Raw genomic sequence first — 13,044 nt, forward strand, 5'->3', positions numbered from 1 at the left:
TGTTTCGTGCGAAACTGGGCGCAAAGCTCACGGTAGTTTTGCAAGTGGCCACTATTTAAAGAAAGGAGGACAAGCGATGCAATGAAAACAATTCTAGAATCCCTGCCCACGGTGTGTGGGGTGATCGGGTCGGTGCTTGGTTTTCTTTTAGGCGGCTTTGACGGGTATTTGTATACCCTGCTGGGCTTTATCCTGATTGACTATTTAACCGGTCTGGCCCTGGCAGCAACCCGGCGGCAGGTATCCAGCCAAATTGGTTTTAATGGAATTCTCAAAAAAATGATGATCGTTGTCATTGTCGCCATGGGTCACCTGTTAGATCAGAACCTGCTCGGCGGCGGTGCGACACTCCGCACAGCGATGATTTTTTTCTATCTGGCCAATGAAGGCATCAGTATCACCGAAAATCTGGCCGCCCTGGGTTTTCCGATTCCCGCCAGCCTCAAAAAAGTTCTGGCCCAGTTGTCCGAGGAAGAATGAGTAGGGTATGACTTGGGGACGTTACGCCTGTCAGCCCAGCGGGATGAAAGGCAAAATGTCCCCATGTCATGCCCGAGCTACGCTGTAGCGATGACAAACAAAATGTCCCCATGTCATGCCCGAGCTACGCTGTAGCGATGACAAACAAAAAGTCCCCATGTCTCCCCATGTCTCAAAAAAATTAAAACGAATAGGAGAATATCTATGTGTATCAACAATGAACAATTAACCTCCCATTTTAACCGTCAGGAGTTTAAATGCTGCTGTGAAGGCCGTTATTGTAATGGCTTCCCGGCGGAAATGAACCCAGACCTGGTCGGTCAGCTGGAAGCCGTCCGGATGGTGCTGGAAAACCCGATCATCATCACCTCCGGGGTCCGCTGCCCGGTTCGCAATGAAGAAGTCGGGGGGATTCCCCATTCCCGGCATCTCTTTGGCGATGCGGCTGACTGCTATGCCCCGGGGCTCTCAGTTCATGCTTTGGCCGCCGCTGCCATCGCTGCCGGGCTTGGCGTGATCATTTACGAAGATGAGGGTTTTTGCCATCTGGAAATTTAACCAGCATTTATAGGGTATGACTTGGGGACGTTACGGATGTCAACCCGATCGGGATGACGTACGAAATGTCCCCATGTCATGACCGAGCCACGCTGTAGCGATGACAAACAAAATGTCCCATATCCAAATACTTAAAAAAAGATGGCACCTTTTTCCAGTTCATTCCATTTATAAGTATAACCGATGAAAGGAGGTACACAAAATGCCAGTAACTACTGATTTTATCAGCAATAAGCTCCAGGTTCGTTCGAACCATGGGGTGGTCGACGGGAAAGAAGTGATTAAGTCAAAAACTTATTCTAATCTGAAAGAAACCGCCGTTGATGATGATATTTACGCTGTGGCTGAGGCACTTGCCAGCTTGCAGGTTCCCACCATGGAAGAAGTACTCAAAGTCGAAACCACCCTACTGATTCCCGGGGTGTAACCCCCATATAATATGAAGAAAGGAGGTAAAATATGGCCGATATTAAAGCAACCATGGTTTTTGCCCGTGCCGATGGCAAAAACGCAACCATTTCCGTATCAGATGCCGATCCGGCGGTGACGCCTGCAGAAATCAATGCAGCAATGGATCAGATCCTGACCCGAAATGTGTTTGCCCCAGATAATATTGCCCTGGTAAAAAAGGTCAGCGGTAAACTGATTTCCACCACCACCCAGGACTTTGAAATGACCGTGTAGCAAAAGGCGGGGGAAACCCCGCCCCCCAATTAATAGGATATGAAAAGGGGACGTTTGATGGGGCGAGTCGAGGGGACGTTACGCCTATGATAGGGTATGACTTGGGGACGTTACGGATGTCAGCCCGATAGGGATGACGTACGAAATGTCCCCATGTCATGCCCGAGCCACGCTGCAACGATGACAAACGAAACGTCCCCATGTCATGCGTCCCCATGTCATGCCCGAGCATTGCAGTAAAAAACGGCCCCATGCTTATAAAAAAACATTTGTTCGCAAAACCATTGAAATAACAAACCGATTCATGTATAATAAGAAAAGAACTGATGTTCTATATAATTGAAAGAGGTGACAAGATGAAAAATAATGAAATGATTCGTTTGGTAAAGGGCGCCCGGCAGCGGGATACCCAGTGCCAGTTGGCTTTAATTGAGGGCTTTAAACCCTTGATGCTCTCAATGATCAGGCGTTATGTGTACGAAGTGGACGCTGTTGACGACTACCTCAGCGAAGCCGCCATCGTTCTGCTCAATGCCGTAGAAACCTATAATGAAGACCGGGGCGTGCCCTTTTCCGGCTATCTCAAAAAAGAGTTGTTCTATTATTTTGTCAATGTGGCCAAAAGCCATAAAAATTGCACCTCTCTTAATTTTTCAACCGGCGATGACGAAAATCTTTCCCTGCTGGAGGTTCTGCCCGATCCCGCCGATATTGAAGGTGACTATGTACGGGCGCAAGACCTCTTGGCCTTACGGCAGTATCTGCCCTGCTTAAGGGAACGGCAGCGCTGGATTATTGAAGAACACTATGGCAAAAACCGCAGCTTCCGGGAAATCGCCGCCGCTTTGGGGGTTAGTGCCAACAGCCTGGTCAAACTCCACCGCCGGGCCATTGCTGATCTGCGTACCCATTTCGGCCTCAACCTGATCAACTGACAGGATAGGGCGGGGAAGCACAAGGGGACGGTTTTTCTTGTGTCAACATATTATTCATTCAAAAAGACACAAAAGAACCGTCCCCTTGTGCTCTATTCATTCAAAAAGACACAAAAGAACCCCCTTGTGCTGCAAAAAAGACCACTCACACGAGTGGTCTTTTGCTTTAGTACAGGCTGTTCTTTAAGTTATTAATCTCTACCTTGAGCTTGTCGGAGATTTCATTGAGCATCGACAGTTTTTCGTTGATCTCAACCATGGCGGCCTGATGCTCGCCGATGATTTTATAGGATTTGGCCGCCTGCGATTCCACCGAATTCATGCTGACCACAATGCTGTCCAGAATACTTTCAATCTTCTTGGCTGAATCCACACTCATGACCGCCAGTTTACGAACCTCATCGGCAACCACATTAAAGCCCCGGCCAAATTCCCCGGCCCGGGTAGCTTCAATGGCTGCATTAAGGCCAAGCAGGTTGGTCTGAGTCGCCACATCCCGGATAAACTTAAGAATCGAGTCGGTTTCCTTGACCTTGTTTTTGGAAATAGTGGAAGATTCCAGCAGTTCGTCAGAGGCTTTTATCAAGGCTTCAATCTGAACTGAGAAGTTATTGACCACGTCGGTAACCGCCCGGATATTTTCAAACATATTTTCCGAAATATGCTGGAAGTTCTCGGTTTCATGAACCAGCAGACGGTTATGATGGCCCATTTTGGAAATGGAGTTGGCAAAAACATACAGCATATCCGCTGCGGCATTGATTTTATCCCGGGGGACAATCGTAATTTTTCTTAGGGCGGCGATATACTCATCCTCATCGACCCCGATTTCCCGGGCGATTTTTCTAAACTTGTCCTCATCCGGTGGTGCATCAAGCACCTGTCCACCAAGAATTGCCCCGATCTGCACCCCATCTACGACAATTGGCGCCGCAAAATCCACCAGTCCGGCATGACAGGAGTAAACCGCCGGTTTGCCAGTGGTACCCGCTTTTTTACCACCATTGACATCACAGGAAATACAGCGTTTGTTGCCTTCGGCCGAGCCCCGGGTGTATTTCATGCAAAAATCGGTAAAGTTACTGGGCTCGGTAATCGACCCCTTGACATTATCAACAGAAATACTGGCCATCCCCAGAGCCTTGGCAAAACTATCCTGAAACTGCTGCAAAACGTGTAAATCAATGAGCTCATCGACAGTGTAGCTTAATTTCTTCTCCATTTTAAAACTCCTTCATAAAAAATTATCCCAAAGACATCATTTGTGTAATACTGATATCGTGTGCATAAGAAAGTGTATTAATACTTATATTCCCATAGTAGATACATTCTATCATGTCATTATAAAAAAGTCACCTATAAACCTTAACCCCCCGGAGATAAAAATTTACCCACCAGCTGGTAGGGCGTGAAAAGGGGACGTTACGGATGTCAGCCCGATAGGGATGACGTACGAAATGTCCCATTGTCATGACCGGGAGCCGCTGTAAATGTAAAATAAGAAATGTCCCATTGTCACATCCGGGAATCGCCGTAGCTTATGCGCTCCCTTGTGCCCAACCTTAATTAACCATAAAATTATAAATTTCTACCCGACCTATGCTATAATATAAAGAAGAAAACCGATCAACCAAAAAAATTCTGGCACATAATCTGCCACACCTTGCCTTTTTCCGATTTATCACAGATAATAGGCAGTATGCGAACCGTCCCCTTGTGCGGTTGTGCGCTTTTGCAAAATATTTTTAAATCCATGCAATAAAACGTTAGCTTAAAACGTTACTATAATGTTGGGGGTTATCCTGATGAAGCTTTTTCTTTCGATGATGGTATTAAACGACACCGTCAGTACAGAAAAACAAAAACTGAATATCGATGAAACCATCTTCACCCGGATTGCCAATGATGATATGGCGGCCTTTGAAGAGTTATACCGTCTGACGGAACGCACCGTCTACGCCTTTGTATTGTCAACCTTAAAAAATCATGACGATACCCTCGATGTGGTTCAGGACACCTACTTAAAGATTCGAGCCGCCGCCCATCTCTATCAGCCCATGGGTAAACCGATGGCCTGGGTGTTTACCATCGCCCGGAATCTTTCAATCAGCAAAATCCGCAGCAAACAAAAAAACGACAGCGTTGAAATGACCGATCTGGAAAATGATTTGAATTTTTCCTACGTTAGTGACCAGGAAGACCGCCTGATAATTCAGACTGCGCTAAAAATACTCAGCAGCGAAGAAATCGAAATTATTTTATTACATGCCATTTCCGGCTTTACCCACCGGGAAATTGCCAAAAATCTGGATATGAAGCTTTCGACTGTCCTCTCTAAATATCATCGGGGGCTGAAGAAGTTAAAAAAATATCTCATCGAAACGGAGGTGTTAAGATGAGCACCCACAAAAAACTAAATATTGAAGCCTCCCTTTCCCGCAGTATCAGCCAGGCGCCCGGCCTGGATTTTGATAAACTGGCCGCTATCCCGGTCGTCAAACTGACTGGACACGACACGATCACCCGGCAAACCTTGGCTCCGGCTAAAGCCCGGAATACCAGCCAGCGGTATTTCAAGCCCATTTCTATGGCAGTAGCCGGTGCGTTGGTTATGATTGTCTGTATCACCACCTGGTTTGGCGAGTTTCAATCGCCAGAGAGTATCATCGCCCTTGATGCCAATCAGAGCGTCGAGATCGTCACCAACAAGCACAAGCAGATTTTGTCGGTTAAAGCCTTTGATCAGGATGTCCAGGAGTTGCTTGATGAAGAGAACCTCAGCCAGTCCAATCTGGAAGACTCGGTGGGGGTCATCATCACTGCCATGATTAAAAACGGCTATCTGGATGAAACCAAAAGTGTGGTGATGATAACGGTCGAAAACCAGAATACTGCCAAAGCCGATGATCTGGCCGTCACCCTCAATCAGGTGATTAAAGACTCGGCCACTGCCGAAAACATCAGTGCCACCGTCGTCCGACAAACCGTCACCCCGGATAGCCAGGCCGTCACCGAGGCCGAGCAGTACAGTGTCACCACCGGTAAGCTCAATGTGATGAAGGAATTAATCGCCGCTGACAGTACCCTGACCATGGAAAGTCTGGCGGGCATGTCGCTGGCCGATTTACTGGCCGTATCCAAGGAAAAGGAAGTCGATCTCACCAAGGTGATTGTTGTCGATGAACCGGAAAAAGAGACCAAGGAAGTCACCACCCCAGTAGTGGAAACCCCGGCGATTACCCCACCGGCCACCACCGAAACCAGTGTGGATACCAACGGTACCGGCAAGGTAACCAATACGCCAGATCCGGCCGTGGTTGCGACCCCGGAAACCCCGGTGGTTACCACCCCGGAACCCCAACCAACCACCGAACCGGTTGTCTCCCCACCGGATGAAAAAACACCGGAAGCAGTGGATGACGAGAAAACACCGCTAAGCGAAGAAAAAACGCCATTAAGCGAGGAGCAGACACCCTTAAGCGAAAACGATCCGATCAGCGAGCCGCCAACGAGTGAGTAGGGCGTGACATGGGGACATTTCGCCTGTCAGCCCAGCGGGATGACAGGCGAAATGTCCCCATGTCATGCCCGGGCAGTCCATTAGTTTAGAAGTTTCGTTAATTATATAATAGAAGCGGTTAATCGTCACAGATGCGGGTTCATTTTGGCAACGCAGAAAAAAATAAAAAAAAATAAAATCCGGTGCAATAAAACCTCTATCCTGGGCGTTAACCAGTCGTAGAGTTAAAAAACGTTTATTGAAGTTTGAAACCGGAAAGGAGCTGATCGCTGTTATTCTTGAGAAAGGAACCCTTGATTTAAAGTTTGGCAGTCGGTTTGGTCAAAAATTGAAAGTGATGGATACATTGTTTTTCTGAAATATCAGAATGTGTCAAAGATGTGAGCTAAACCCATTATTGTTTCGGTTTTGTAATGTAAAAATCACGAATTTTATTCAAAAAAACATCGATATTTATTGCAAAACATCGTAAGAAGGTGTAGAATCATACAAGAACGCTCTTTCTCGGTTTACCGTTTCACTGTATTGGCGAACCAGCTTTTTTAAAGGCTAGGATGGTTTGCATAGCTAAAAATTAGGAAGGAGGAAAGAGGGACAGTTTTAACTGTAAACCAGGAACAACAATAAGGAGCAAGATTAAGCTCTGGAATTTCCAGGCGATTAGTGATGAGCTATTGCTGGAACTTCCGGATAAAAAAACCCAAATTTTAACAACGGAGGAAACAAAGTATGAAGAAGATTACTGTTAGCATTTTAACAACATTGTTAATGCTATCCATGGTATTTTCCTCAAGCGTATTCGCGGCTAATGAAGAAAAAGCATCAGCCTGGGATTCGTTTTTAGGATTATTCAGTGCTAAAACAGCTGCAACATCAGATGTTGGCGTTGAGTACCGTGGGCACATTCAAAACGTAGGTAACTATCCACTGGATGGTTCCTGGATTCAAGGCCCAACCGAATTAGGTACAGAAGGTAAAGGCCTTCGATTGGAAGGATTCTGGATTCAATTAGATGGCGATGTGCCAGCAGGCGCACACATTGAATATCAGGTTCACGTACAAAACGTGGGCTGGATGGATCCAGTTCAAGATGGTGCCTTTGCCGGTACTGAAGGCAAAAGCCAACAAATCGAAGCCATTAAAATTTCTTTAGTTGACGACGAAGGCGTTCAATTAGGAGATTACTCAGTAGTATATACTGGACACGTACAAAACATTGGTGATGTTGGTCCTTATACAAACGGTGAACAATTAGGAACAGTTGGTTCTTTCTTACGATTAGAAGCGATCACAGTTGAGATTGTTAAGAACCCAGTTGACTTAACTGAATATGAAGCCGCTTTAGCAGCTGTAACTCAAGCTGATTACACAGCAGCTAGCTGGACAACTTATCAAGCAGTTGTAAATGCTAACGTTGTTGATGAAGATAATCTTCAATCAGAAGTTGATGCAGCAACAGCAAATATTACCGCTGCTCAGAAGAACTTGGTCGAAGTGCTTAAAGTTAAATCTATTGTAGCAGTAAATCAAAAACAAATTGAAGTAACATTCAACAAACCAGTAGACAAAACTTCAGCACTTACAGAATCAAATTATTCATTTGATGGTACTAAATTAAATACACTTAGTGGTACTACAAATTATGTAGCTTTAGATGATACAAAAACAGTGGCTACAATTTACTATAACACTGGTTTTAATCAGGATCAAAAAGTTACAGTAGCAGTGAGTGGTGTTTTAGAAGATGGTACGTTTACAAAGATGGTTGATTACAGCTCGCTTGTAACAGTCAAAGACGTAGTTAATCCTACAATCGTATCAGCTACTGCTTCAAATGGAAATAAAGACGTAACTGTTAAATTCAGTGAAGTTGTAACAACACCTGGTTACATAGCTGATTATACACTTAATGGACAAGCTTTATCTACATTTGGTATTAACACAGTAGCTTTCACAACTGGAACTACATCAGAAGGAACACAGAACCTACCAAATAAAGTAAAGATTTCTTTTAATAGTTCATTACCGGAAGGTAGCTATACTTTAGCCCTTAAGAATAATAAAGTACAAGATCCAGCAAACTTCTATGCTGTTGATCAAAGTGCTACATTCACAGTAACAGGTAGTACAACTCCTCTTGCAGTTGAAACAATTTCTGCAGTTGCTGGTACTTCTGGTACAGTTGAAATTAAATTCAATAAGGATTTAGGAACAATTGTAACAACTGCTAATGCTTATAAAATTAATGAAGTTGGCGTAGCTACTCCTGTATTCAAAACAGACTTAAAGAATACTATTATCTTAACTGGTAATGTTCTTGAAGGCGCTAACATTGTTAGAATTCCTTATACACAAAAAGATGCATATGGTAATGCAATTGGTACAACAGATCTTATAGTTTCTGTAACAGCAGCCAAAGATACTGTGAAACCAACAGTTACAAGTGTTTATTCTTTAAGTGACAAACAATTAAGAATCAAATTTAGTGAAAATGTAAATGTAGCACCTTTTGTAACTGCAAAAGCAAATTACACAATCAAAGATTCTGAAGGTACGATTGTTTATTCATCAGCTGTAAACACTGCTGGCTATTCAATTGCTTCTAACGTGAATAGCGATAATACCTTAGTAGATGTTACCTTCACAACAGCTCTTCCAGGATCAAACTACACAATTGATATTAAGGGTGTTAAAGATGGAGCCGGTAATGAAATGGATGCTTATTCAACAGCGTTTGTTTCACCAGATAAAACTGCTCCAACATTAGCACCATCACCTGCAAATAAAGCAGTTGTTAATACTACGAACAAAACTATTGATGTATTCTTTAGCGAAGCTATGGATTCTTCAACAGTAACAACAAAAGCAAATTACATGTACCAAATCGGATCTGATTGGTCTACAGTACCATCATCTGCTACAATTGACTTAGCTTCTAATGGTAAATCTGTAAAAATCACATTCCCAGGTACAATTAATATTGCAACAATAACTGATATTAAAGTTCTAAATGTTAAAGATGTTGCTGGTAATTTGATCAAAGGTGGTTCAGAACAAACAGGTACACCACAGACAGCTACCGGTGTTGCACCAGTAATTGTTAATGCATCAGCTAAAGTAGTTGCAGATGCCGATAAAGCGACTGTAACATTTAGTACGGATCAGCAAATCACAGCAATTGATAAAACTAATTTTGGTGGTATTTTGGTTGATTCTGGTAGTACAATAGGTACAACTGATCCAGATAATGCTACTGTAACAGGTAAAATGATTACATTAACCTACAACAGTTCAAATGCTGAATTTGCAAAAATTAAAGCAGCTGGAAGTACGATTTCATTAGCTACTGGATTTAATGCTACAGGGACTACTAATGAATTCGGTGACGTTCTAACAACAACAAATATGACTACAGATGGTAAAAAAGTTGCGGATCAAATTGCACCGGAACTTATCGCAAATGCAAGTAATCCAGTTAAAGTGACTGGAGCGAACACGATTACTATGGAATTTAATGAAGCGATTAGTGGCGATAACTTAGGTGAGCTTAAAGATGATATTACTGTGACAACAGCAGGAGCATATACACAAATTGATTCCACTTCTGTTACAGGAAAGACAGTAACATTTACAACTAAAGATTCTTTGTCTGGTGGCAGCGTAACATTAAATATTAACTCAGCTGTTAGCATTAAAGATGTAGCTGGTAATTTATATGTACCTACTACAGATAATAAGAAGATCTGGACTGTAGATTTAACTGGAACACCTGCAACTGCAGCTATTAAAACAGCAGATAGTGCATTAGCTGCAAGTATTGCTTTTGATACAGCTACAAAAATAACATTAGCTGGAGGAACAGATGTAACATTAACAAATGTAAAAGCATTGGGTGCTGCATATAATGGTGCGACCAATATTGACACAGTTGTTGCAAAATTACAGTTAGATATTGATGCTGTTTCAGCATTGAATGGAAAATATGTTGTAAGTAAAGGTACAGGCGCTGCTGCTGGTAAATTGATCATTACTACAGTAGCAACAGGAGCAGCTGCAAATGTAAACTTGACAGGAAGTGACACTACTACAGGAGCAACACTGTTAGGATTTACAACACTTAGTTCTGTAACTGGATCAAATGCTTCACCACTTACATCTGGAAATATGGCTCAATAATAGACATACGTGCCTGTCACTTAACTTATTCAGCTTAACTTATTGAGGTGGATAATTTAGAAACAGAGAATAGAGACGATTCGGGTTCTTCGGGACTCGGGTCGTCTTTTCTTTTTTGCGCAGTAGTAGGACGTCTGGTCATCTGGTTTAAAAATTCAGGAGATTCTGTCTGAAAAAGTTTTCGCTGGTGGTTGCGGTTTCCAGCTTTTGTCTGTTTCCAATCAGTTGCGCCATTTTCTGCCCATCCAAACTCACTGAAGAATTTGAATTCTCCAACCAGTCCCATCATTTTTGTCCCAAAATTGTCGTCAGTGCTGACAGTCGTGTCAGGCGAATTTTGTCGAAATGATACCGGGATGAAGTGCCACCCGATCTGATGCCAGAGCCAGTCAATCCGGACTACAGTGCCAGTCGATCTGACGTCAGAGCCAGTCAATCCGGGCGATGGTGCCACTGGTTTCGGGCTAGGATTAAAAAATCGTTCCAGATTTCCCCACAATCATCGATTCCCTGAATCAAACCATCACTTCAAATACATATTATAATCATGAGAGATCATTGGCTTAAGCAGTCAATGGTCTTATTTTATTTTTTGGAGGAAATCAGTATGGCAACATTGGAAGAAAAAATCATTGAGGAATTAAAACTGGCACTGGAATATCAGGAACCAACCGGAGACTATGCCCAATGGCTGATGGGGATTAGTTTACCCAGTGTGATTGAAAAAAAAGATGAGCAGCTGGTAATCACTGCAAGAGTCGTGGTCAAAACCAGCGATTCTGAATATGTGGATGGGATGGATATTGCCTTTTCCCTGGAACCCATCATTGATCCCAACTACTATCAGAACAGCCCCGACTACCATGGTGGCAGTATTGAAGACAGTCAACCCTGGCTTAAAAAACATGGCAAAGTGATTCTTGAACAGATGGACAATCCCTTTGAAATGGCAGGTGATCAACATGAGTGAGGTGAATTTTCAGGGAAACTTTAGGAAGTATTTGTTGGAAGATGGCAAAAGCAGAGCTACCATTGAAAGCTACATGGGTGACATTCGGAAGTATCTGGAATGGTTAGAGAACAAACAGGGAACCTTTGAGGGGCAATTAAGCCGGGTCAGCATCACCAGCTATCGAAATCAATTGGAACAACAAAACTATGCCGTCAATACCATCAACAAAAAGATCAACAGTCTCCATAGTTTCAATCACTATCTGATTCGGGAAGGTTTTTGTGAAAAATTAGTTGTCTTTCCCAATAAGGATAAGATCAAGATCGCCAATGGCAGTGAGAAAGAAGTCGCTGTTTTTTCCGATGATGAAGTGGAACAGCTGTTGTTTTTCCTGGAAAAGAAAGATTTAGTCTCCCTCAGAGACAGAACCATCCTGCTCACCCTACTCTACACCGGCCTGAGAGTCAGTGAAGTTGTTGGTCTTAAAATTCAGGACATTGATCGGCTCACCATGAATCTTAAGGTAGTTGGCAAAGGTGGTAAATACCGGGAGTTGCCCATCAAACCCGAACTGGCTGAAACCATCAAGAGCTATTTGGAAACGGAACGAAAAGACAGTCCCTTTGCCAGCAGTGACTACCTGTTTGTCACCCAGCGAGCTAAGAAAATGGATACCGATACGGTGAACAAGCTACTGAACAAACATGGGAAGGCATTAGGAATGATCCTGTACCCTCATAAGTTTCGTCACACCTTCTGCACCCGATTGCTAAAAAAAGGAGTGGATCTGACTACCGTTGCCAAGCTTGCCGGACATGCTAACATCCAGACCACTGCCAGTTTCTACATCAACACCAGCCGGGAAGATAAGCAAGAAGCGGTAGGATTGCTCTGAAATATTTGCCTAGACACATTTAGTCCAAAAATAATTGTACCCAGATTGGCGTCAGTCGTGACAATGGTGACATTGGACTGACAGCACTGCCGGGACTGACGGCAAAAACAGGGAGAAAAAAGATGGAATTCAAACTTTTAGCAAAATCTGAATTCTAAAAACTAAAAAAATACAAGAAAAACATCAGTCAGAAAGGAGCCATCCATCATGCCTTATTTTCTAACCGGACTCATCACTGCTCTGGCAGCCTGTGTCATCGTTGAAACCTACCTTAAAAATGATCATCAGAAACAAACCGTCTAATTGAACCATATCAATCAAACGAGAATTGGAATTATTTTCAGGAAAGGAGTCACCATGTTTGCCATATTCAGTACCATTGGAACAACTGCAGCCATTGATCTGTTCACCACCGGATTCATGCTGGGCATCAGTGCCTATGCAGTAACAAAAGAAGCCAAGTCAAAGAAATAACCATGAATTAGTTTAAAGGTTTAAGCCTTAAGAACGTCATGGGGTGATTCTAAAGTGAAGAAAATCATGATACCTGCAAAATCGAAGAACGTCATCAAAGCTCTAATCTCATCACTGGGATTAGGGCTATTATTTTGCCAAAAATTAAAAAGTGTCAGAAAGGAAGAAACATGTCAAAAGCAACCGCAGCTAAACGAATCAATATCGTCTCTTTAAAATTGGTTAAAGAGAGCAGTATCCTCTACAATGTCAGACGGATCAGTTCCCCTACTGAAGCAGCCGGACTGGGACGAAAGTTTCTGGAAGAAGCCGACCGGGAGCAAGTGATTGTCTGTTGTCTGGATACTAAGAACCAGCCTGTTTCAGTCAA

12 protein-coding genes and 1 pseudogene are annotated in these 13,044 nt (G+C 43.3%); 11 read left to right on the forward strand and 2 right to left on the reverse strand.

What is annotated here, in order from left to right:
* Positions 1-81: 81 nt before the first annotated feature.
* The 5 genes from B3F51_RS02070 (at position 82) to B3F51_RS02090 (ending at position 2,657) form a co-directional block, all read left to right on the forward strand.
* Positions 82-480, forward strand: a complete 399-nt coding sequence (locus tag B3F51_RS02070) for a phage holin family protein (protein WP_250934817.1) — start codon at positions 82-84, stop codon at positions 478-480.
* A gap of 204 nt (positions 481-684) precedes the next feature.
* Positions 685-1,038, forward strand: a complete 354-nt coding sequence (locus B3F51_RS02075) for a D-Ala-D-Ala carboxypeptidase family metallohydrolase (RefSeq protein WP_286945193.1) — start codon at positions 685-687, stop codon at positions 1,036-1,038.
* Between the two features lie 202 nt (positions 1,039-1,240).
* Positions 1,241-1,465 carry a DUF1659 domain-containing protein gene (locus B3F51_RS02080; RefSeq protein WP_228881538.1) on the forward strand — a complete coding sequence of 75 codons (225 nt, stop codon included), beginning with the start codon at positions 1,241-1,243 and terminating at the stop codon, positions 1,463-1,465.
* Between the two features lie 32 nt (positions 1,466-1,497).
* Positions 1,498-1,722 carry a DUF2922 domain-containing protein gene (locus B3F51_RS02085; RefSeq protein WP_084633895.1) on the forward strand — a complete coding sequence of 75 codons (225 nt, stop codon included), beginning with the start codon at positions 1,498-1,500 and terminating at the stop codon, positions 1,720-1,722.
* 356 nt (positions 1,723-2,078) lie between these two features.
* Entirely contained in the window at positions 2,079-2,657 is a 579-nt protein-coding gene (locus B3F51_RS02090) for an RNA polymerase sigma factor (RefSeq protein ID WP_286945196.1), read from the forward strand.
* A gap of 166 nt (positions 2,658-2,823) precedes the next feature.
* On the opposite strand, the gene B3F51_RS02095 is transcribed toward B3F51_RS02090, so the two are convergent.
* Entirely contained in the window at positions 2,824-3,879 is a 1,056-nt protein-coding gene (locus B3F51_RS02095; protein WP_263992969.1) for a PocR ligand-binding domain-containing protein, read from the reverse strand.
* A 583-nt stretch (positions 3,880-4,462) separates the two neighbouring features.
* Between B3F51_RS02095 and B3F51_RS02100 the strand changes: the two genes are divergently transcribed.
* The 3 genes from B3F51_RS02100 to B3F51_RS02110 all read left to right on the forward strand — a co-directional run bounded on the left by B3F51_RS02100 (position 4,463) and on the right by B3F51_RS02110 (position 10,353).
* Entirely contained in the window at positions 4,463-5,056 is a 594-nt protein-coding gene (locus B3F51_RS02100; protein ID WP_286945198.1) for an RNA polymerase sigma factor, read from the forward strand.
* Positions 5,053-6,177: an anti-sigma-I factor RsgI family protein gene (locus B3F51_RS02105; RefSeq protein WP_286945200.1), complete on the forward strand. Its 1,125-nt coding sequence runs from the start codon at positions 5,053-5,055 to the stop codon at positions 6,175-6,177. Before B3F51_RS02100 ends, B3F51_RS02105 begins: the two co-directional genes overlap by 4 nt.
* Before the next feature lie 729 nt (positions 6,178-6,906).
* Positions 6,907-10,353 (forward strand): Ig-like domain-containing protein, encoded by a 3,447-nt coding sequence (locus tag B3F51_RS02110; RefSeq protein WP_286945202.1) that lies wholly within the window; start codon positions 6,907-6,909, stop codon positions 10,351-10,353.
* Positions 10,354-10,387: 34 nt separating this feature from the next.
* On the opposite strand, the gene B3F51_RS02115 is transcribed toward B3F51_RS02110, so the two are convergent.
* The gene (locus B3F51_RS02115) at positions 10,388-10,642 is read right to left on the reverse strand and encodes a hypothetical protein (RefSeq protein WP_286945203.1); all 255 of its coding nucleotides are present in this window, start codon (positions 10,640-10,642) and stop codon (positions 10,388-10,390) included.
* 318 nt (positions 10,643-10,960) lie between these two features.
* Here B3F51_RS02115 and B3F51_RS02120 point away from each other — a divergent pair, with 318 nt between their 5' ends.
* The 3 genes and pseudogenes from B3F51_RS02120 to B3F51_RS02130 all read left to right on the forward strand — a co-directional run.
* Positions 10,961-11,323 carry a hypothetical protein gene (locus B3F51_RS02120; protein ID WP_286945205.1) on the forward strand — a complete coding sequence of 121 codons (363 nt, stop codon included), beginning with the start codon at positions 10,961-10,963 and terminating at the stop codon, positions 11,321-11,323.
* Entirely contained in the window at positions 11,316-12,200 is an 885-nt protein-coding gene (locus tag B3F51_RS02125; protein ID WP_286945207.1) for a tyrosine-type recombinase/integrase, read from the forward strand. The genes B3F51_RS02120 and B3F51_RS02125 overlap by 8 nt, the downstream gene beginning before the upstream one ends.
* 644 nt (positions 12,201-12,844) lie before the next feature.
* Positions 12,845-13,044, forward strand: a pseudogene (locus B3F51_RS02130) (DNA repair protein RadC); the annotation flags it as partial.

This window comes from Acetobacterium sp. UBA5834, from assembly GCF_002435675.1.
Taxonomy (GTDB): Bacteria; Bacillota; Clostridia; order Eubacteriales; family Eubacteriaceae; genus Acetobacterium; species Acetobacterium wieringae.